The organism is Bradyrhizobium sp. LeoB3 (assembly GCF_055456055.1).
Map to the genome: position 1 here is coordinate 82,790 of NZ_JBVBEF010000012.1, position 20,788 is coordinate 103,577.

Consider the following 20,788-nt stretch of genomic DNA (forward strand, 5'->3'; position numbering starts at 1 on the left):
GGCCTCCGTAATTTTACGGCCGGGAACGCTGCTGCTAGTTACGCGTCTCCCAGCGGCAGAACATGATCCGCAAGAGATCATGATCAAGCAAAGATCGAACGCGATGGCGGTCCAAAGTCTTCGCGTTCTGGGACAGCTTGGGGATATTTCAGATGAAGCGATATTCAATCGTCAGGGCGGGCAACGAATACATCGTGCAGGCCGATGAAAAGAGCATCATGAGAGTCTCCAGCCGGCGGAAGGCCGTCAAGCTGGTGAACGATGCGGCCGGACTGCTTGATCAGGCGCCATCGCCCGACGAGGCGCCATCAATCGCCTGTGATCATCAGGAAGTTCCTTGACGAGTCTTTACCCTTCCACTATCTCCGACGGCGGGAAACCTCTCCCCACCGAGAGGCAGCTATCTGGAAGGGTAGATCATGACTGCAGCGAAGCCCGCTTCGCGGCCGAACGTGCCGCATTTCTCCTCCGGCCCCTGCGCCAAGCGCCCCGGCTGGACTCCCCAAAATCTCAAGGACGCCGCGCTCGGCCGCTCGCATCGCGCGAAGATCGGCAAGGCCAAGCTCAAGCAAGCTATTGAGCTGACGCGCGAAGTGCTGGAGGTGCCGGCCGACTACAAGATCGGCATCGTGCCAGCCTCCGACACCGGCGCTGTCGAGATGGCGCTGTGGTCGCTGCTCGGTGCGCGGCCCGTCACGACGCTGGCCTGGGAATCCTTCGGCGAGGGCTGGGTCAGCGACATCGTCAAGGAATTGAAGCTGAAGGACGTCACCAAGCTGAATGCCGGCTATGGCGAGATCCCGGATCTCTCCAAGGTCGATCCGGCAAGTGACGTCGTCTTCACCTGGAACGGCACCACCTCTGGTGTCCGCGTGCCGAACGCCGACTGGATCAGCGCGACCCGCGAAGGCCTCACCATCTGCGACGCGACCTCGGCGGCATTCGCGCAGCCGCTCGACTGGCCGAAGCTCGACGTCATCACCTTCTCCTGGCAGAAGGCGCTGGGCGGCGAGGCCGCGCATGGCATGCTGATCCTCTCGCCGCGCGCGGTGGAGCGGCTCGAGACCTACAAGCCGGCCTGGCCGCTGCCGAAGATCTTCCGCATGACCAAGGGCGGCAAGCTCAACCAGGGCATCTTCGAAGGCGAGACCATCAACACGCCGTCGATGCTCTGCGTCGAGGACTATCTCGATGCGCTCGACTGGGCGAAATCGATCGGCGGCCTGAAGGCGCTGATCGCCCGCGCCGACGCCAGCACCAAGGTGCTCGCCGACTGGAAGGCGCGGACGCCGTGGATCGATTTCCTGGCCAAGGATCCCGCGATCCGTTCCAACACCTCGGTGTGCCTGAAGATCACCGATCCCGCGATCACCTCGCTCGCGCCGGACCTGCAGGCCGACTTCTGCAAGAAGCTGGTTGCCCTGGTCGAGAAGGAGAATGCCGGCTTCGACTTCGCGCATTACCGCGATGCGCCCGCCGGCCTGCGTATCTGGTGCGGCGCCACCGTGGAAGCCAAGGACGTCGAGCTGCTCACGCAGTGGATCGACTGGGCCTTCGCTGAGACCAAGGCCTCGCTGCCGAAGGCCGCGTAAGTAACGTCACCTCATCATCGTCATGGCCGGGCTTGACCCGGCCATCCATCACGAAAAGAAGATGGACTCGCGAGGCAGGTTCGCGGGTGACGCCATCAGTGCATCGTCCATCGAGGGAACTACTCCCATGAGCAAACCCAAAGTTCTCATTTCCGACGCCCTGTCGCCCGCGGCCGTGCAGATCTTCAAGGATCGCGGCGTCGAGGTCGACTTCCAGCCCAATCTCGGCAAGGACAAGGAAAAGCTCGCCGAGATCATCGGCAACTATGACGGCCTCGCGATCCGCTCGGCGACCAAGGCGACCGCCAAGATCATCGAGAAGGCCACCAGGCTGAAGGTGATCGGCCGCGCCGGCATCGGCGTTGACAACGTCGAGATCCCGGCGGCGACGGCGAAGGGCATCATCGTGATGAACACGCCGTTCGGCAATTCGATCACGACCGCCGAGCACGCGATCACGCTGATGCTGGCGCTCGCTCGCGAGATCCCGCAGGCCGATGCCTCGACGCAGGCCGGCAAGTGGGAGAAGAACCGCTTCATGGGCGTCGAGATCACCAACAAGACGCTCGGCGTGGTCGGCTGCGGCAATATCGGCTCGATCGTCTGCGACCGCGCGCTCGGCCTGCGCATGAAGGTGATCGCCTTCGATCCGTTCCTGTCGCCGGAGCGCGCCAAGGATATCGGGGTCGAGAAGGTCGAGCTCGACGATCTCTTCAAGCGCGCCGATTTCATCACCCTGCACACGCCGCTCACCGACAAGACCCGTAACATCATCGATGCCGCGGCGCTTGCGAAGATGAAGCAGGGCGTCCGCATCGTCAATTGCGCCCGCGGCGGCCTCGTCGACGAGCAGGCGCTGGTCGACGCGCTCAACTCCAAGCATGTCGCGGGCGCCGCCTTCGACGTGTTCTCCGAGGAGCCGGCGACCTCGAACGTCCTGTTCGGCCATCCCAACGTCATCTGCACCCCGCATCTCGGCGCCTCCACCACGGAAGCGCAGGAGAATGTCGCGCTGCAGGTCGCCGAGCAGATGTCGGATTATCTGCTCACCGGTGCGATCTCCAACGCCATCAACTTCCCCTCGATCACGGCCGAGGAAGCGCCGAAGCTGAAGCCGTTCATCGAGCTCGCCGAGAAGCTCGGCTCGTTCGCCGGCCAGCTCACCGAGAGCGGCATCGTCAAGACCCAGATCACCTATGAGGGCCATGTTGCCGAGATGAAGATCAAGGCGCTGACCTCGGCGGTGCTGTCGGGGCTGCTGCGGCCGATGCTGGGCGACGTCAACGTCGTCTCCGCGCCTGTCGTTGCCAAGGAGCGTGGCATGGTGGTCGACGAGGTGACGCGCGCCGCGCAGAGCGACTATGAGAGCCTGATCACCGTGACCGTAACGACGGAGCGGCAGGAACGCTCGGTGTCCGGCACCGTCTATCACGACGGCAAGCCGCGGCTGGTCGACATCAAGGGCATCCGGGTCGACGCCGAGTTCGGCAAGTCGATGATCTATGTGACCAACGAGGACAAGCCGGGCTTCATCGGCAAGTTCGCAAGTCTGCTCGGCGACGCCAAGATCAACATCGCGACCTTCCATCTCGGCCGCGTCGCGCAAGGCGGCGACGCGATCGCGCTGGTCGAGGTCGACGGCCCGGTGCCGGCGGACGTGCTCGCCAAGGTGCAGGCGCTGCCGCAGGTCAAGCAGGTCAAGGCGCTCGTATTCTAGCTACCATCTTTCGTCATGGCCGGGCTTGTCCCGGCCATCCACGCTTGTCCGCGTTCGCCGAAAGACGTGGATGCCCGGGACAAGCCCGGGCATGACGGCGCGCGGACACGGACTCGCACACACCACATATTCCGACCTGCGGAACAACAACGCCGCCTCCGGCATCGGAGGCGGCGTTTGTCGTTTGGCACCCGACAAAATCCGTGTACGAATGGGCCAAGACCGGTCATATCAGGCCGTCCGAACAAGGGAGAAAACACAATGCGTGAAGCCGTTATCGTTTCCTATGCACGCACGGGCCTGGCGAAGTCCGCCCGCGGTGGGTTCAACATCACTCCGCCGATGTCGCTGGCGGCGCACGCCATCAAGCATGCCGTCGAGCGCGCCGGTGTCGACAAGGAGTATGTCGAGGACTGCTATCTCGGCAATTGCGCGCACGGCGCGCCGAATATCGGCCGTCAGGCCGCACTGCTCGCCGGCCTGCCGAAGTCGACCGCGGGTGTCTCGGTGAACCGCTTCTGCTCCTCGGGGCTGCAGACCATCGCCATGGCCGCCAACTCGATCCGTTCCGACGGCGCCGAATGCATCGTTGCCGGCGGCGTCGAGAGCATCTCGATTCCCGGCGGCGGCACGCCGAAGGAATCGGTCGATCCGGAGCTGCTCAAGACCGCGCCCGACATCTTCATGGCGATGATCGACACCGCCGACATCGTCGCCGAGCGCTACAAGCTGAGCCGCGAATACCAGGACGAGTTCTCGCTGGAGTCGCAGCGCCGCATGGCGGCCGCACAGCAGGCGAACAAGTTCAAGGACGAGATCGTCCCGATGAAGACCAAGATGAAGGTGGTCGACAAGGTGACGAAGGAAGAGAGCATCAAGGACTATGTCGTCGACCGCGACGAGTGCAACCGTCCCGACACCACGATCGAGGGTCTGGCGAAGCTCGAGCCGGTGAAGGGTCCGGGCAAGTTCATCACTGCCGGCAATGCCAGCCAGCTCTCCGACGGCGCCGCCGCCGTGGTGCTGATGGAAGCCAAGGACGCCGAGAAGCGCGGCCTGGAGCCGCTGGGCCGCTTCGTCGCCTGGGCGACTGCCGGCTGCGAGCCGGATGAGATGGGCATCGGCCCGGTGTTCGCGGTGCCGAAGCTGCTCAAGCGCCACGGCCTGAAGATCGACGACATCGATCTCTGGGAGCTCAACGAGGCCTTCGCCAGCCAGTGCCTGTATTGTCGCGATCAGCTCGGCATCGATCCTGAGAAGTACAACGTCAACGGCGGCTCGATCGCGATCGGCCACCCCTTCGGCATGACCGGCGCGCGCCTCACCGGCCACCTCCTGCAGGAAGGCCGCCGCCGCAAGGCCAAGTGGGGCGTCGTCACCATGTGCATCGGCGGCGGTCAGGGCGGCGCCGGGCTGTTTGAGATCTATAGCTGAGCCTGGCTCGGCTGAACGCCACATGAACGGAAAACACGGCGCGTTTACGCGCCGTGTTTTTTGTTTCGGGCCACGCCTCACGCAAACCGCAATCGAACCGGTTTCTTTCTCGCTGCGTCTCACCACCGATGGGGGTGTGACATCAGCCACTGTCCGGCAGTGCCGACAGGCTGAAGTCTGCGCGCTATGCAGGAAAGGAATCCAATGCGTTTGATTGCCAATTGTCTTGTCACCACCAGTCTGGTGCTGGTCACCGCGCTTGCCGCTTTACCGGCGCGCGCGGCTGACATCGATGCATCTTCGACGGTGGATGCGGTGACCGTCTATCCCGATGGTGCGAGTGTCACCCGCGTCATCACGCTCGATCTGCCGTCTGGCGACAGCACGCTGGTCGCCAGGGATTTTCCGCTGTCGCTCGATCCATCCTCGCTGCGCGTTGAAGGCGACGCCGACGGCAAGCTGACGATCGGCTCGATCGACACGCGCCAGCCGCGCGCGGCGCCGCCGGTCAACCTGCCCGAGCTCGACAAGCGGATCGAGGCGCTGAAGGACGAGCACGCCAATCTGCAAGGGGCGATCGACGCCGCCAAGGCCCGCCGCCAGTTCGCCGAGCGTTTTGCCGAAGCCGCTCCGGTCGGCATCGGCGAGAAGGGCGAGGCGCGGCCGCTGTCCGAATGGCGCGCCGCTTTTGCCGCCGTTTCCGAGGAGATCGCGATCGCCGATACCGCGATCCGCGAAGCCGAGCGCAAGCAGCGCGATCTCGACCGCGAGATCGCGCGGCTGGAATCCGACCGCGCCGCCAAGCCGCCAAGCAAGCTCGAGGTCCGTATCGACCTCGCCGCCGCGACTGCTGCGAAAGCCACCCTGCGCGTCACCTATTCGGTGCGCAATGCGCGCTGGGCGCCGATCTACGACGCGCGTCTCGATACCGGCGCGAAAGACCGAAAGCCCTCGCTGGAGCTGGTGCGCCGCGCCGAGATCACGCAGTCGACCGGCGAGGACTGGTCGAACGTCGCGCTCGGCGTCTCCACCGTGCGCATTGCCCGTGGCGACAGCGCGCCCGAATTGAATTCGCTGCTCGTGCAGTATCCGCAGCCTCCGCGCCCGGTGCCGCTGTCAAGCGCCGTGCCGGAGCTGGCGCGGCCGGCGACCGCACTGCGCTCGGCGCCAGCCGCAAAGGCCGCCGAGGCGTTCGATGCGGGCGAGCGCGCCGACGAGCAGCAGGCCGTGGCCGAGATCGGCGACTTCCAGGCCACCTTCAAAATCCCCGGCCGCGTCAGCCTCGGTGCCAGCGAGGGGGCCAAGAGCCTGCGCATCGGAAGCAACGTGATCGCGCCTGAGCTGACGATCCGTGCCGTGCCGGTGCTCGATCCGACGGCGTTCCTGGAGGCGAGCTTCAAGCAGGCCGAGGACGCGCCGCTGCTGCCCGGCCGCGTCGCGATCTATCGTGATGGCGTCTTCGTCGGGCGCGGCAAGATCGCGTCCGCCGGCAAGGACGAAACGGTGCGGCTCGGCTTCGGCGCCGACGACAAGGTCAAGGTCGAGCGCTCGGTGGTCAAGCGCAACGAGGGTTCGGCGGGTCTGATCGTGACGACATCGAAGACCGACGAACGCGCGTTCAAGACCAGCATCCGCAACGGCCATGATTTCCCGATCCGCGTCGCGATCGAGGATCAGCTTCCGGTCAGCGAGAGCGAGGAGATCGTGGTGGAGATGCTGCCGCAGACCACGGCGCCGACCGCGACCAATCTGCGCGACAGACGTGGCGTGCTGCAATGGACGTTCGATGCGAAACCAAGCGAGCTGAAGGAGATCAACTTCGCCTGGCGCATCCGCTGGCCCAAGGACAAGGGCGTCGTGATGACGCCGGCGGGGTAGGTGGTTCTTACCTCGCCCCGCTCTTGCGGGGAGAGGTCGGATTGCGAAGCAATCCGGGTGAGGGGCTCTCTCCGCGAATACATCTGCCACCGTAGTCGTGGAGAGAGCCCCTCACCCCAACCCTCTCCCCGTGAAGAACGGGGAGAGGGAGTCACTCACTTCGCCTTCAGGAACTCACCCACTTCCAGCAGAACGAACTCGTTGTCGTCGGCCTTGTTGGGATCGCGGCTCGAGGAGAACGGCAGGTTGTTGTCGTTGCCGACGATGATGTGGGTGTCGTCGACCTTGTCGACGTTCTCGATGGTGAAGAACGGGAAGGTCAGCACGCCGTCATTGAGCGGCTTCTTCGCCTTCTTGTCGGGATCGCGGATCTTCATCAGGTCGATATAGGCGACCTTGCGCACGGGCTTGCCGACATTGGCATCCGAGAGCTCGACCTTGTAGACGCGCTTGAACTTGGCGAGATCCGGGAAGCAGTTCTCGCCGCGCTGGCCCTTGCGGGCAGGCCTTGTCCGCGGTGCCTTCGCCATTGTCGCGCTCGATGATCAGACCATTGGTGGCGTCGATCATGTTGAAGTCGCCGATGGCGTTGCCGTTCTGCTCGAACACATAGTGCCAGTAGCGGCCGGTGAACTTCTCGTTCGCGACGTCGAACTCGAGGATGCGCGAGGCTTCCTTGCCGTCGACCTTCTCCCAGTCCTTCTTCTCGGCATCCCACAGGGGGCCCTCGAGCAGGCCGTACAGGAACTTGCCGTCCTTCGAGGAGGCAAAGCCTTCGTAGCCCTTGGAGCGGCGCAGGTTGACGGTGGTGTAGCTGGCGCCCGGCGCGCCCGGTGACTGCACCGACCAGTGATCGGGCGAGCGCACCGGCTTGCCGTCGGCGACGCTGTCGAACACGGCCAGCACCTTGCCGGTCTTGTCGGCCTTGATCACGTAGGGTCCGAACTCGTCGCCGATCCAGAACGTGTCGCCGATGATCTGGAAGCCTTCGGTGTCGAAATCGGCGCCGGTGAGATAGCGCTTGGCGGTATCCTCATGCACGATGCGGAACGGCACCTTCTTGTCGGGGTCGTGCAGGAACACGGTTTCCTGACGCTCGATCTTGCCGCTTGTCCAGTCGATCTTGTGCCGGTTCAGGTACAGCATCGAATCGGCTGAGTTGTAGCGCGAGCCCATGCCGTTGTCGGTGAGCACCCAGAAAGTGCCGTCCGCCATCACCTTGATGCCGGAATGGCCCTGCAGCGGCTGACCCTTGAACGGCAGCGAGACGCCGGTCGGCCGCTCGTAGGACTTGCCCATCACGGTGCCGGTGGCGTCGACGCGGCGGCCGGTGGTGTATTTGCCCGAGGTCTTGAGATCGTTCGGTGCATCGGCAGGCGCGTCGATGAAGCTTTCCACCGGAAGCACGGCGTGGCCCTTGAGGTTCGCCGGATATTCGCCTTCGCCTTGGGCGAAGGCGGCTCCCGAGAGCAGCACGATGGACGCGACGGAGCAAAGCAGTGATTTGCGCATGTTGATCTCCCCTGAAGATGAACGTGGCGGAGTTCTGGGAGGCGCGTGTTACATGGCGCTGACAGTTTCGTGACGGTCAGCGAATGCCGTTGGAAATGCCGCCGGATATGCCTGCGACGTTACGTCACCGGTCGCATCGTCTGCGGCAACAGGAAGGGGATGCCGCTCTCAGTATGGTCGATCGTGGCGTCGATCTCGAAGATGGTGCGGATCGTCTCCGCGGTCATCGCCTCACTACGGCCGCCGTCGACCGCGAGCCGGCCGCGATGCAGGAGAACGAGGCGGTCGGCAAAGCGCATCGCGAGGTTGAGGTCGTGCAGGATCGCGATCACAGCGGTGCCGTTCTGCGCGCGGCGGCGCGCGGTCTCGACCAGGTCGATCTGGTGCCTGAGGTCGAGGCTCGAAGTCGGCTCGTCCAGCAGCAACAGGCCCGCACCGTTCTGCGCTTCGCCGCAGGCGAGCTGCACCAGCACGCGGGCGAAATGCGCACGCTGCTGCTCGCCGCCTGACAGCGTCGGCAATTGGCGATGGCGGAAGCCGCTCAGCCCGACCTCATCCAGTGCGGACTCGACCAGCGGCGCGGCCGTCGCGCGCGAATTGTCGCCCGCGCCCATGTAGACGATTTCCTCCACCGTGAACGGGAAGGTGACGTTGACATGCTGCGACAGCATGGCGCGATGCCGCGCCAATTCGCGCGGCGGATAGGCGCGGAGCGTGCGCTGCTTCAATTCGACCGTGCCGCGCGTCGGTGTGATGTCGCCGGACAGCATGCGCAGCAGCGTCGACTTGCCGGCGCCGTTCGGCCCGACGATCGCGATCATCTCGCCCGGATTGACACGCAGATCGACGGCATCGACCAGCGTGGCGCCACTGACCACGACCGAGACCGAGCTTGCCTGCAGCATCGGAATCATAGCGAAACCAGGCTGCGCTGCCGCAACAGGATGGCGAGGAAGAACGGCGCGCCGACCGCCGCCGTCAGGATGCCGATTGGCATTTCCGCCGGTGACACGATGGTACGGGCCATCGTGTCGGCGCCGACCAGGAGCACGGCGCCCAGCAGCACGGAAGCCGGCAGCAGCAGCCGGTGCGCCGGTCCGATCGCGAGCCGGAGCAGATGCGGCACCACGATGCCGACAAAGCCGACGACGCCGCACACGGAGACCGCGACCCCGGTCATGGCTGAAACCAGGATGATGGAAATCCGTTTCAATCGCTCGACGTCGACGCCGCTGTGAAAAGCCTCGGCCTCGCCGAGCACGAGCACATCGAGCCCGCGCGCGATCGACAGGCACGCGAGCAGCGCAACAGTGAGCACCGGCGCCAGTGTCGCGATCTTGCCCCAGGTCGCGCCGCTCATCGAGCCCAGCATCCAGAAGGTGATGTCGCGGAGTTGGCGGTCGTCGGCGACAAAGACCAGAAGCCCGATGCCGGCATTGGCGATCGCGGCGATCGCAATTCCCGCGAGCAGGAAGATCGCGATCGACGTCCGACCGGCGCGGCTTGCGATGCTGTAGAGGAGGATGGTCGTCACCAGCGAGCCGACGAACGCCGACAGCGGCAGCAATTGGTGCTGCATAAAGCGGACGCTCTCGCCGATATGGCTGTCGGTGAAGACGATCGCGGCGGCTGCAGCGAAGGCGCCGCCGCTGGAGACGCCGACAAGCGCGGGATCGGCGAGGGGATTGCGGAACAACCCCTGCATGATCGCGCCAGATGCCGCCAGGAGGCCGCCAACCATCGCGGCGGCGACGATCCGCGGAATCCGGATCGACCACAGCACTAGCTGGTCGCGCGCAACCAGCGGGCCACCCGCACTGTCGCTCCACAGGCCGAGCGCGGCGGGAAGGCGGGCGAGGGGGATTCCGGCCGCACCCAGCGTCACCGCAATGAGCGCAGTGCCGACGAGCGCGGCGCAAAGGCAAAGCAGCGTCAGCGTTGCCGGCGGCCGCGAGCGCTTGGTACGAGGATCGGCAGTATTGCCACGCGCGTCCGCCAAGGCGCTCATTGCCGGCAATTCGCCGTGAGCGCCGCGGGCACGAACTTCTCCGCCTGCGGCACCAGCGCCGGATAGAGTTTCGCCGAAAGGTCGCGCGCTGCAGCCGCCGTGCGCGGTCCGAAGCCGAGCAGATAGAGCCCTTCCATCGAGATGAAGCTCTTGTTCGCCGCGACCGGCGTCAGCGCGAAGGCCGGATGCGCATAGATCGCCTCGGCCTCCAGCGAATCCTTGCCGCGCTGGATCGACAGCACGACGTCGGGCTTGGCGGCGACGATCGCCTCGTCGCTGACGATTTTGTAGCCGTCATAGCCTTCGACCGCATTGACGCCGCCGGCGAGCTGGATGATCTCGTTCGCCGCCGTCTTGTTGCCCGCCGCCATGGCGCGGCCGTTGAGCAGCGACATCACGAACATCACCCGCACCGGCTTCGTCACCTTGGCGCGCAGCTCCCGCAATTGCGCGAGATCATGCGCGACGGCGGTGGTCAGGCATTCGGCGCGCGGATCGGCATCCATGGCGTGGCCGACCAGCTTGATCTTGTCGAGCAATCCCTGCTCGGAGAAGGTTTCGGGCACCAGCACCAGCGGCACCTTGGCCGCTTCCAGCACGTCCATGGTTTCCTTCGGTCCCGAACCCTGCACCGCCAGCACCAGCGACGGGTTGAGCCCGAGCACGCCCTCGGGCGAGAGCTGGCGCATATAGCCGACATTGGGTTTGTCGCGCAGCGCGGCGGCCGGATAGAGGCTGGTCGCATCGACGCCGGCGACGCGGTCCTCGAAGCCGAGCGCATAAAGGATTTCGGTGATCGCCCCGCCGATCGAGACGATTCGCGAGGGGTTGTCGATGATGACGTCGCGGTCGCGCGCATCATGCACGGTGGTGTTTGCGGCCGGTGCCGCCTCAACGGGCAAGAGGTTGGCGATCATCAGGATTGCGAGCGTGCGACAAATTGCCATTGAGGGATCACTTGGTCAGGATCAGCTTGTTCTGCGAGGTCAGACGCAACCGGTAAATCTCGTTGCCATGCGCGATCATGATCTCCCGTTCGGTCTGAAACAGCTCGCGGCTGTCGATCCGGTTGCCGGTCATCGAGAGCTTTCTCACGGCAGGTGAGGCATTTGCTGTGCGCCCCCCGGCGTCTTCGGTATTGTCTCCGGAAGTTGCCGCCATATCCTCTTTGCTGCGCCCCGAACGTTCTCTGGATGGCTGTTTGTACAGGTCGCCCGCGCCGCAATCCAATCGCTGCAGTTTACAATCGATATAAACTGCGCCGTGCCGTTGTTGACCACTTTGTTACCGCGACGTAACGAATGTGAACGTAGCGCGGGCGTGTGACCCGCACTGTGTATTTTGGTAGCCAGCAAGCCGCTCGCATCATTTCGCGAGCGCACGCCAGCCAGACCCAAAAAGCAGACCTTTGGATTGGGGCAATATGGCTGACGGGGCTAGGATTTCGCGCGCCTTTATTTTGGGCGCATCAGTGGTTTCAATCGGGTTGTTGCTTTCGGAGTCCGGGTTCGCCCAGACTGCGGACGCGCAGCCGGCCGGTCGCGCGTCGGAGCGCGCCAAGCAGGCCAAGCGCAAGCCGGCGAAGCCGAAAGTCGAACAGCAGGCGGCGGCGCCTGTGATGAATGCGCGCGCGCAGATCGGTGCCGTGACGGTGCAATCGCTCGACACCATCACCGTTGCCGCATCGAAGATCGAGGAGCGCGCAATCGACGCGCTAGCGCCCGTCAGCGTCGTTACGCTCGAGCAGGTCCAAGGCCGCCAGCCCAGCACGATCGGCGATCTCCTCTATAATCTGCCCGGCGTCTGGGTGCAGGATCGCGGCGACGAGCCGTCGACGTCGATCAACATCCGCGGCCTGCAGGACTTCGGTCGCGTTGCGGTGGTGGTCGATGGCGCCCGGCAGAACTACCAGCGCACCGGCCACTTCGCGAACGGCTCCTTCTTCCTCAATCCGGAATTGATCAGCAGCATCGACATCGTGCGCGGTCCGACGGCCAACATCTACGGCTCCGGCGCGATCGGTGGCGTGGCCTCGTTCCGCACCAAGGACATCGAGGATGTGGTGCGCCCCGGCGAGCGCTGGGGCGTCGACTACAAGAATGTGTTCGGCAGCAATGAGGGGCGCTGGCTCACCTCGGTTTTCGGCGGCGTTCGTGTCAATCCCAATGTCGACGTGTTCGCCGGCGGCACCTACAGCACGCAGGAGAACTACAAGGACGGCACCGGGTTTGAAGTCGCCAATACCGGCAACCGGCTCTCCAGCGGCATCGCCAAGCTGACGGTGCGCCCGGCCGACGGACACGAGGTCAAGCTCGGCACCATCTTCCAGGAAGACATCTACAGCGTCGGTCAGCCGCCGCGTCGCGCAGGCGATCCGAACTCGACCAACGCGAACGGAACCAACAACCTCTCCGGTACCTCGATCTACGCCAGCAACGTGAAGAACTACACGACGACGCTCGGCTGGACCTATTCGCAGCCCGATGACCGGTTGTTCGACTGGGATGCGAAGGTCTATTGGAATCGCACCGAGAACGACCAGATCAAGACCGCGCATACCAGCACTACACCGTCGGCCTTCTGCGGCGGCGTGCCCGGCAACGCGGTCTCCGGCTGTATCGGCAGCAATCGCGGCTATCTCCTCGATACGTACGGCGTCGACATCCACAACACCTCACGTTTCGATTTGTTGGATTGGCACAATGCCATCACCTACGGCCTCGATGCATTCCAGGACGAGGTGAGCACGAACGACAGGAGCGGCACGTCCGAGGTGACGACGCCAGGCGGCCGTCGCACGGTGTCCGGCGGCTTCGTGCAGTGGAAGGCCAATTACCAGAACCTGGTCGAAACCATCTCGGCGCTGCGTTACGACAATTACCAATTGGAATCGGGGACGACGTCCTCCAGCGGCGACCGCCTGTCGCCGAAGATCACGGTCGGGCTGATGCCTGCCGCGATGCTGACGCCCTATGTCAGCTACGCCGAAGGCTACCGCGCGCCGTCGATCACCGAGACGCTCGTCAACGGCCCGCATTCCGGCGCCACCATCAACGATTCGTTCTTCCGTTGTCCGTCGGGCACGCCGGGGCCCGGCGCCGACTCGACATTCTGCTTCGTCCCCAACCCGAACCTGAAGCCCGAGATCGGCAAGAACAAGGAAATCGGCTTCAACCTGAAGAAGAACGACCTGTTCGTGCCCGGCGACAGCATCCGCGGCAAGTTCAACTTCTTCCGCAACGACATCGAGAACTACATCGATCTGGTGTCGTACGGACCTCCGCTCGTGGTTCCGACCGGTCCGCCGCCCGCACCGCGGATCACCGTATTGCCCTTCGTGCAGTACCAGAACATCGCCGAGGCCCGAATCGAGGGTTTCGAAGCCGAGACGATGTATGATGCCAGAACCTGGTTCGTCGGCATTGCCGGGAGCTACATGCAGGGCAAGAACCTCCAGACCGGCCTCGGACTCTACAGCATCCCGCCGCAGAAGATCACGACGACGGCCGGCGTGCGCCTGCTTGACAACACGCTGGTGATCTCCGCGATGTGGACATCGGCGCTGGCCAACAACAATATCCCGCCGACCTTCACGCCGGCGACGTCCTACGATCTCGTGAACCTCTACGTGGCCTATACGCCGACGCGCGATCTGGTGCTCAACTTCTCGGCCGAGAACCTCCTGGATCAATACTACCGTCCCTATGCCATTCCGGTCGGCTCCACCGGTGACACCCAGAACGACGTCAAATGGGCCAGCGCGGGGCCGGGGATCGTCTTCAAGGGCGGCCTCAGATATCACTTTGGAGGGACCTGATCGAGGAACCGGGAGCTCTTTCATCCGCGTCGCGGCCGCGCTGACGCTCCAGCGCGGCCTGGCGCGTTCTTGTTTTCAACCAACTTAACCGGCAGGCTGCGCAAGCGGCGCAGCGCCGAAAACCCGACAAGCGGCCAACGCCGCGAACGTAGGAAGGAGAATTCGACAATGTTTATCGCCATGAACCGGTTTCAGGTGAAGAAGGGCTCGGAGCAGGCGTTCGAGACCGTCTGGGCCACCCGGGAGTCCTATCTCGGCAACCTGCCGGGCTTCGTCGAATTCCATCTGCTCAAGGGGCCGGAGGCCGAGGACCACACGCTCTATTCGTCACACACCACCTGGGTCGACAAGGCGGCGTTCGAGGCCTGGACGCGCTCGGAAGAATTCCGCCGCGCGCATGCCCGTGCCGATAACAAGACCGGCGAGAGCCTTTATCTCGGTCATCCCAAGTTCGAAGGCTTTGAGGTGATCCAGAGCGAACGCAAGGCGAGCGCCGCGGCGTAAGGAGACCGTTATGTCGAGTACGGAGCTCGCCGATCTCAGGGCCTACATGGCCGACAATCCCGGCGCCGTGATCGAGGACGTCGCGCGCGAGCGAAAGATTTCGCCGCGCGCGGTGATCGAGGCGTTGCCGGGCGAGATGGCGCGGATCGGTGCGGGCGGCGAATTCGCCGCCGCCATGCAGGACATCGCCGGTTGGGGCGAGGTGACGCTGATCGTCCACACCGACGATGCGATTTTCGAGTTCACCGGCGCGATACCAGCGGGCGAGATCGGCCGCGGCTATTTCAACCTGATGCAGCCGAAGGGCCTGCACGGCCATCTCCGCCACGAGCGTTGCGCGGCGATCGCCTTTGTCGAGCGCCCCTTCATGGGCAAGTCGTCAGCCTTCATCGCCTTCATCAATGTCGACGGCGGCATCATGTTCAAGGTGTTCGTCGGTCGCGACGAGACCCGCGCGCTGCGCGGCGACCAGCTCCAGCGCTTCCGTGCACTCGCGGACCGGATCGCGCCGGGAGATGCGGCCTGAGGAAGCAAGGTCGGGAGGCGATCATGCAAGCATGGTTCGATGGATTTTGCCGGCGCCCGATCGTCATGGCGCTGATCGCTTCCAACGCAATGCTGTGGCCGGCCGCCTGCTTCGCCGCCGACGACAACGCGCTATTGCCGCGCAACCTCTCGCCTTGGGGCATGTTCCAAAGCGCGGACATCGTGGTGAAGGCGGTCATGATCGGCCTGGCATTCGCCTCGCTGGCGACGTGGACGATCTGGCTGGCGAAAACCATCGAGATCCGGCGCAAGACGGCGCTCGCGAAACAGCGCCTGCGGCTGCTCGAGCAGGATACGGTGCTGGCCGAGGCGGAGCAGGCGAGCCGCGGCGACGACGACGCGGTGGCGCAAATCATCCAGTCCGCGGCGCGCGAGGCGAGCCTCTCCGGCGGCGTGTTCGATGACGGCTTCAAGGAGCGCACCGCGCTCAGGTTGGAGCGGGTCGAGGCCGCGATGGCGCGGCAGATCGCGCGCGGCACCGGTGTGCTCGCGACCATCGGCGCCACTGCGCCCTTTGTCGGCCTGTTCGGCACGGTGTGGGGCATCATGAATTCCTTCATCGGCATCTCCGAGGCGCACACGACCAATCTCGCCGTGGTCGCGCCCGGCATTGCCGAAGCGTTGCTTGCGACCGCGCTGGGGCTGGTCGCGGCGATCCCTGCGGTTGTGATCTACAATCACCTGACACGGTCGATCGCGGCGCATCGCGCGCTGCTTGGAGACGCCTGCGCGATGGTGCTGCTCCTGGTCAGCCGCGAGGGCGATCGCGGCCTGTTTCGCCTCGCCCGCGCCGCGGAGTGAATGATGGGCGTCAGGCTCGGGGCGGGCAGTGCAGGGGGCGGACGGTTTCGCGCCGAGGATGATCTCGTCGAGGCGCATGAGATCAACGTCACCCCCTTCATCGATGTCATGCTGGTGCTGCTCATCATCTTCATGGTTGCGGCACCGCTCGCCACGGTCGATCTCGGCGTCGATCTGCCCGCGAGCACCGCCGAGCCGCAGCCGCGTCCCGACAAGCCGGTGTTTGTCACGGTGAAGCCCGACCTCTCGGTCGCTGTCGGCGAGGACATCGTCGCGCGTGACGCGCTTGCCACGACGCTGGACGGCGCCACCAAGGGCCGCAAGGACGAGCGCATCTTCGTGCGCGCCGACAAGGCGGTGAGCTATGGCGAATTGATGGAGGTGATGAACCTGCTGCGCAACGCCGGCTATCTCAAGATCGCGCTGGTCGGCCTCGACGGCCGAAGCTGATCCTCAAATGAACGCCTTCGCGCTGCATGACGTCACCGATCAGGCCGCGTTGCGGCGCTGGGGCATCTCGGCGCTTGTGATCCTCGCCACGCATGCAGCGCTAATCGCGGCCGGCATGAAATGGTATCGCGAGCAGCCGCTGCCCGGTGTCACCCTGCCTGCGATCATGGTCGACATGGCGCAGGCGACATCAGCGCCGCAATCGACGCCGCTGGATCTCGCGCCGGGCCCCGAGATGCAGGCCGCTGACGCTTCGCCGCCCGAGCCGGTGCCGCAGCAGGCGGTGGAAGAGCTGATCCCGCCGACCCCGCCGCAGGAGAAGCCCGAGGTCGTGGTGCCACCGGAGCAGAAGGTGCAGCCAGCACCACCGGCGCCCGAACCGGCAAAGCCCATTCCCGACCGCAAGCCCACGCCGGCCAAGCCGAAGGTGGTTCGCCCCGACGCCAAGAAGCCGACGGAGGCACCGCCGGCGCCGCGCACCACCGCGTCACCACGCGCCGAGCGCCAGGGACCGACCATGTCCGCCGTCAGCAGCGGCGCATCTGCTGCCGCGGTCGCCTCCTACAATCAGATGGTCCGCGCCCATCTCTTGCGCTTCAAGCAATATCCGCCGAGCGCCAAGTCCGCCGGACAGCAGGGCATCGCCAGCGTGGTTTTCACGCTCAGTCGCGGCGGACAGGTGACGTCGAGCCGGCTCGGCGGTTCCTCGGGCAATCCTGCGCTGGATGCGGAAGTGGTGGCCATGGTTCGCCGCGCCCAGCCATTTCCGCCGTTTCCCGCCGACATGAAGCACGCAGCGATGGGCTTCAACGTCCCGATCTCGTTCTCGCTGCGGTAGCCGTATTCCCACCTCCCCTTGAAAAGGGGAGGTCGGTTTGCGCTTAGCGCAAACCGGGTGGGGATCCGGTCTCACCACGCGCACCTGCGCCCGTGGCTTGACCCCCATCCCAGCCTTCCCCCTTTCAGGGGGAAGGAGCTTGAGCCACGCGCTCGCCGCGGCCTCTACTCCTTCACCGCGCCCGTCAGCGAGGATACGTAATAGTCCACGAACAGCGAGTAGAAGATCGCAACCGGCAACGAGCCGAGCAGCGAGCCTGCCATGAGCGCGCCCCATTGATAGACGTCGCCGGAGACGAGCTCGGTCAGGATCGCGACCGGCACAGTCTTGTTGGCGCTGCTCTGGATGAAGGCGAGCGCGTAGATGAACTCATTCCATGACAGCGTGAAGGAGAAGATGCCGGCAGAGATCAGGCCGGGCACAGCGAGCGGCAGTGTGATCCGCCGCAGGATCTGCAACCTTGTCGCGCCGTCGACCAGCGCGCATTCCTCGAGCTCATAGGGGATCGACTTGAAATAGCCGATCAGGAGCCAAGTGCAGAATGGCACCAGGAAGGTCGGATAGACCAGGATCAGCGCCAAGGGGCTGTCGAACAGGCCGAACTGCACCACGACAGTTGCGAGCGGAATGAACAGGATCGACGGCGGCACCAGATAGGCGAGATAGATGCCGAGGCCCACATAGGGACTGCCGCGGAAGCGCAGCCGCTCGATTGCGTAGGCCGCAAGCGTGCTCGCGAGCAGCGACAGGAAGGTGGAGCCGATCGCCACCAGCATTGTCGTCTTCAGCCAGCGCGGATAGGCGGTGTTGAACAGGAGGTGCTGGATATGCGCCAAAGTCGGCGAGGAGATCCAGAACGGGTTGTGCTCCTTGTAGTTCAACAGCTCCGCGTTCGGTTTGAACGCGGTCACCGCCATCCAGTAGAACGGGAACAGCAGGATGATGACGAAGCAGGCGAGCGGCAGATAGATCATCATCATTCGCCGCGCGCGGGAGTCCCACGCCATGGTGTCGGGGGCGGCGCTGGCGACGTTGGTTGGTTGCGCGACCGCGTCAGTCATCGCTTTCTCCCTGCTGCCATTTGCGCCGGGCCAGGCCGAAATAGCTGAACAGCGTTGCGAACACCAGGAACGGCACCATCGATACCGCGATCGCCGCGCCCTCGCCAAGCTCGCCGCCGGCAATGCCGCGCTGGAACGCCAGCGTCGCGAGCAGGTGCGTCGAGTTCACCGGCCCGCCGCGGGTGATGGCATAGACGAGCTGGAAATCGGTGAAGGTGAAGATGATCGAGAACGTCATCACGATGGCGAGGATCGGCATCATCATCGGGAAGGTGATGTAGCGGAAGCGCTGCCAGGATGAGGCGCCGTCCAGCATCGCCGCCTCGTACAGTGACGGCGAGATGGTCTGCAGGCCCGCCAAGAGCGATATCGCCACGAACGGGATGCCGCGCCAGATATTGGCCGCGATCAGCGAGAATCGCGCCGGCCAGGCCGAGCCGAGGAAGTCGATATTGGTGGAGCGCCAGTGCAGCACGTCGACCAGCAGATAGGAGATGATCGAGAATTGCGGATCGTAGATCCACCAGAACGCTAGCGCCGACAGCACGGTCGGCACGATCCAGGGCAGCAACACGATGGCGCGCAGGATGCTCTTGAACGGGAAGTGGTTGTTGAGCAGCAGCGCCAGCCAGAAGCCGAGCGCGAATTTTCCGAAGGTCGCGACCGCCGTGTAGAACACGCTGTAGAACACCGCGCCCCACCACAGGGGATCGCTGAGGAGGTACTGGAAATTCTCCAGTCCGACATAGATGCCGCGTCGCCCGATCGTGGTGTCGGTGAAGGCGAGCCAGACGCCGAGCCCAAGCGGATAGGTGAGGAACACGGCGAGCAGCCCGATCGCCGGCGCGAGGCAGACGACGATCAGGAACGGCTTGTAGTCGAGCAGGCGCGCGAACCAGTTCGGCTGTCGCAGCGCGACGCCTCGGGGGGATAGTGTGGTCACGGACATGAATGTGTGTCCTGTGCTGTGGAAGTCCCAGACCGTCATTGCGAGCGTAGCGACTTGTCCGCCGTAGCCCAACGGGCGAAGGCGGAAGCAATCCATCTTACCGCTTGTGGAGACATGGATTGCTTCGTCGCGTTGCTCCTCGCAATGACGGTGTTTGTCGATTTAGCGCCGGAAATATCGCTTGCAGCGCCGCTCGGCTTCGGCGGCGGCGGCCTCCGGCGTTGCGGCATCGGTCGCGACAGACGCACACATCTGCACCAGCACATAGTCGGCATTGACGGCGCCGGTCGCGGTCGAGATCGGGCCCTTGTAGCCGGCGTAGTATTGGCTTTTCATGGTGTCCTTGAAGATCTTGACCTTGGGATCGCCGGACCACACGGCAGCATCCGCGTAGGCCGCGAGCGGCTGCGACCAGTACCCGCTGTTGGCGTTGAGCCACTGCTCGTACTGCTCCTTCTCCAGCATGAACTGCAGGAAGGCTTTCGCCGCGTTCGGATAGGGGCTGTGCTTGAACACCATCGCGTTCAGCGTCAGCCCCGACATCGGCGTAGAGCTCGCCAGGCCCTTGGGCAGGAACTGATGCTCGGTGTCCTCGGCGATCGCAGCGGTCGCCGGATCGTTCTTCAGCGCGAAATAGAGCGAGACGCCGTTGGCCGTCAGCGCGATTTCCTGCGAGGAGTAGGCGCGGTTGTTGGAGACGTCATTCCAGGACGGCGTGCCGGCGATGAAGGTCGGATACAGCTCCTTCAGATATTTCAGCGCGGCCACCGTCTCCTTGCTGTTGATGGTGACCTTGCCCTCTTCATCGAGCAGGGATGCATTGTGCGACCACAGGATCCAGTTGGCAAAGCCGTTGCCGTCGCCGACGGCGTTGCCGAGTGCGTAGCCTGCGGGCTTGCCGGCCTTCTGCAGCTTGCGGCAGACGTCCAGCACGCCCGCATGATCCTCCGGTATCTTGTCGTAGCCGATCGATTGCAGCACCGACTTGCGGTACACCAGCGGGCCGCCGCTGGCGCCGAACGGCAATCCGATCCAGGCGTTGCCCTTGGCGCGCTTACCGTATTTCTGGGCCAGCGTCTGCCAGCCGCCATAGCGCTTGCCGAGATATTCGGCGACATCGGTGAGTTCGATCAGCTTGTCGGCGTAGATATGCGGCGCGTCCGAGAAGCCGATGATGATGTCGGGACCAGCGCCAGAGTTCGAGGTCACCGCGGTCTGCTGGTTGATGTCCTCCCAGCCGACGAAATCGACCTTGACCTCGACGCCCATCTTCTCGGTGAATTTGGCCGCGTTGGCGCGGAACACGTCCTCGTCAGCCTTGACGAAGCGGACCGGGCGCAGCATCCGCAGGCTTGCGCCCTTCTCGATCGGTAGCGACGGTGCCGCCACGTCGGCCGCCTTGACCAGCGATTCCGTTGATTGTGCCGAAGCGCCGGTTGCCGCCAGCGCCGCAGCCGAGAGGCCAAGCGCCAACGCGTCGCGACGGGTGAGGTCGTTCCCCATAGTCTCCTCCCTGTTTTATCGTTCCCGGCGTTACTCGCCGGTGAACGTGAGCTTCAGCCCTCATGGGGCCGAAGCGATCGCCTAATATTGTTTGAGCATGATCTTTTCGAAAAGCCGCTTCACACTTTTCCGGATCATGCTCTAGAGACTTTTGCCCCGCACAATTTCCGTTTCGCGG

18 protein-coding genes and 1 pseudogene are annotated in these 20,788 nt (G+C 64.5%); 11 read left to right on the forward strand and 8 right to left on the reverse strand.

Features of this window, described 5'->3' with window-relative positions; translation table 11 throughout:
* Positions 1-152: 152 nt before the first annotated feature.
* The 5 genes from ACZXDY_RS11865 to ACZXDY_RS11885 all read left to right on the forward strand — a co-directional run bounded on the left by ACZXDY_RS11865 (position 153) and on the right by ACZXDY_RS11885 (position 6,621).
* Positions 153-341: a hypothetical protein gene (locus ACZXDY_RS11865; RefSeq protein ID WP_028163851.1), complete on the forward strand. Its 189-nt coding sequence runs from the start codon at positions 153-155 to the stop codon at positions 339-341.
* Positions 342-419: 78 nt separating this feature from the next.
* A complete protein-coding gene (locus ACZXDY_RS11870) occupies positions 420-1,592 on the forward strand; it encodes a phosphoserine transaminase (RefSeq protein WP_130227922.1) in 1,173 nt (390 codons plus the stop codon).
* Between the two features lie 127 nt (positions 1,593-1,719).
* Positions 1,720-3,309, forward strand: a complete 1,590-nt coding sequence (gene serA, locus ACZXDY_RS11875) for a phosphoglycerate dehydrogenase (RefSeq protein ID WP_464345602.1) — start codon at positions 1,720-1,722, stop codon at positions 3,307-3,309.
* 261 nt (positions 3,310-3,570) lie between these two features.
* Positions 3,571-4,743 carry a thiolase family protein gene (locus ACZXDY_RS11880; RefSeq protein ID WP_464345603.1) on the forward strand — a complete coding sequence of 391 codons (1,173 nt, stop codon included), beginning with the start codon at positions 3,571-3,573 and terminating at the stop codon, positions 4,741-4,743.
* Between the two features lie 204 nt (positions 4,744-4,947).
* Positions 4,948-6,621: a mucoidy inhibitor MuiA family protein gene (locus tag ACZXDY_RS11885; RefSeq protein ID WP_464345604.1), complete on the forward strand. Its 1,674-nt coding sequence runs from the start codon at positions 4,948-4,950 to the stop codon at positions 6,619-6,621.
* A gap of 155 nt (positions 6,622-6,776) precedes the next feature.
* Here the strand turns inward: ACZXDY_RS11885 and ACZXDY_RS11890 are convergent.
* The 5 genes and pseudogenes from ACZXDY_RS11890 to hemP all read right to left on the reverse strand — a co-directional run bounded on the left by ACZXDY_RS11890 (position 6,777) and on the right by hemP (position 11,302).
* A pseudogene (locus tag ACZXDY_RS11890) lies at positions 6,777-8,133 on the reverse strand (esterase-like activity of phytase family protein).
* Between the two features lie 119 nt (positions 8,134-8,252).
* Positions 8,253-9,047 carry a heme ABC transporter ATP-binding protein gene (locus ACZXDY_RS11895; protein ID WP_464345605.1) on the reverse strand — a complete coding sequence of 265 codons (795 nt, stop codon included), beginning with the start codon at positions 9,045-9,047 and terminating at the stop codon, positions 8,253-8,255.
* Complete coding sequence (locus ACZXDY_RS11900; protein WP_464345606.1) at positions 9,044-10,141, reverse strand: FecCD family ABC transporter permease; 1,098 nt, start codon at positions 10,139-10,141, stop codon at positions 9,044-9,046. The genes ACZXDY_RS11895 and ACZXDY_RS11900 overlap by 4 nt, the downstream gene beginning before the upstream one ends.
* Positions 10,138-11,088: a heme/hemin ABC transporter substrate-binding protein gene (locus ACZXDY_RS11905; protein ID WP_464345607.1), complete on the reverse strand. Its 951-nt coding sequence runs from the start codon at positions 11,086-11,088 to the stop codon at positions 10,138-10,140. Before ACZXDY_RS11905 ends, ACZXDY_RS11900 begins: the two co-directional genes overlap by 4 nt.
* A gap of 7 nt (positions 11,089-11,095) precedes the next feature.
* Positions 11,096-11,302 (reverse strand): hemin uptake protein HemP, encoded by a 207-nt coding sequence (gene hemP / locus ACZXDY_RS11910; RefSeq protein WP_464345630.1) that lies wholly within the window; start codon positions 11,300-11,302, stop codon positions 11,096-11,098.
* 262 nt (positions 11,303-11,564) lie between these two features.
* On the opposite strand from hemP, the gene ACZXDY_RS11915 reads away from it, so the two are divergent.
* The 6 genes from ACZXDY_RS11915 to ACZXDY_RS11940 all read left to right on the forward strand — a co-directional run bounded on the left by ACZXDY_RS11915 (position 11,565) and on the right by ACZXDY_RS11940 (position 17,097).
* Positions 11,565-13,958: a TonB-dependent hemoglobin/transferrin/lactoferrin family receptor gene (locus ACZXDY_RS11915; RefSeq protein ID WP_464345608.1), complete on the forward strand. Its 2,394-nt coding sequence runs from the start codon at positions 11,565-11,567 to the stop codon at positions 13,956-13,958.
* Positions 13,959-14,126: 168 nt separating this feature from the next.
* Positions 14,127-14,462 carry an antibiotic biosynthesis monooxygenase family protein gene (locus ACZXDY_RS11920; RefSeq protein WP_130227408.1) on the forward strand — a complete coding sequence of 112 codons (336 nt, stop codon included), beginning with the start codon at positions 14,127-14,129 and terminating at the stop codon, positions 14,460-14,462.
* A gap of 10 nt (positions 14,463-14,472) precedes the next feature.
* Complete coding sequence (gene hutX, locus ACZXDY_RS11925) at positions 14,473-14,988, forward strand: heme utilization cystosolic carrier protein HutX (RefSeq protein WP_028163839.1); 516 nt, start codon at positions 14,473-14,475, stop codon at positions 14,986-14,988.
* 65 nt (positions 14,989-15,053) lie between these two features.
* Positions 15,054-15,809, forward strand: coding sequence for a tonB-system energizer ExbB (gene exbB, locus ACZXDY_RS11930; RefSeq protein ID WP_464345631.1), 756 nt, complete (start codon positions 15,054-15,056; stop codon positions 15,807-15,809).
* Between the two features lie 3 nt (positions 15,810-15,812).
* Positions 15,813-16,259, forward strand: a complete 447-nt coding sequence (gene exbD / locus ACZXDY_RS11935; RefSeq protein WP_028163837.1) for a TonB system transport protein ExbD — start codon at positions 15,813-15,815, stop codon at positions 16,257-16,259.
* Positions 16,260-16,266: 7 nt separating this feature from the next.
* Positions 16,267-17,097: a TonB family protein gene (locus ACZXDY_RS11940; protein WP_464345609.1), complete on the forward strand. Its 831-nt coding sequence runs from the start codon at positions 16,267-16,269 to the stop codon at positions 17,095-17,097.
* 164 nt (positions 17,098-17,261) lie between these two features.
* Here ACZXDY_RS11940 and ACZXDY_RS11945 read toward each other — a convergent pair whose 3' ends face one another.
* The 3 genes from ACZXDY_RS11945 to ACZXDY_RS11955 form a co-directional block, all read right to left on the reverse strand.
* A complete protein-coding gene (locus ACZXDY_RS11945; protein WP_027581077.1) occupies positions 17,262-18,158 on the reverse strand; it encodes a carbohydrate ABC transporter permease in 897 nt (298 codons plus the stop codon).
* Positions 18,151-19,107, reverse strand: coding sequence for a carbohydrate ABC transporter permease (locus ACZXDY_RS11950; protein ID WP_464345610.1), 957 nt, complete (start codon positions 19,105-19,107; stop codon positions 18,151-18,153). The genes ACZXDY_RS11945 and ACZXDY_RS11950 overlap by 8 nt, the downstream gene beginning before the upstream one ends.
* 162 nt (positions 19,108-19,269) lie before the next feature.
* Complete coding sequence (locus tag ACZXDY_RS11955) at positions 19,270-20,610, reverse strand: ABC transporter substrate-binding protein (RefSeq protein WP_464345611.1); 1,341 nt, start codon at positions 20,608-20,610, stop codon at positions 19,270-19,272.
* Positions 20,611-20,788 lie beyond the last annotated feature (178 nt).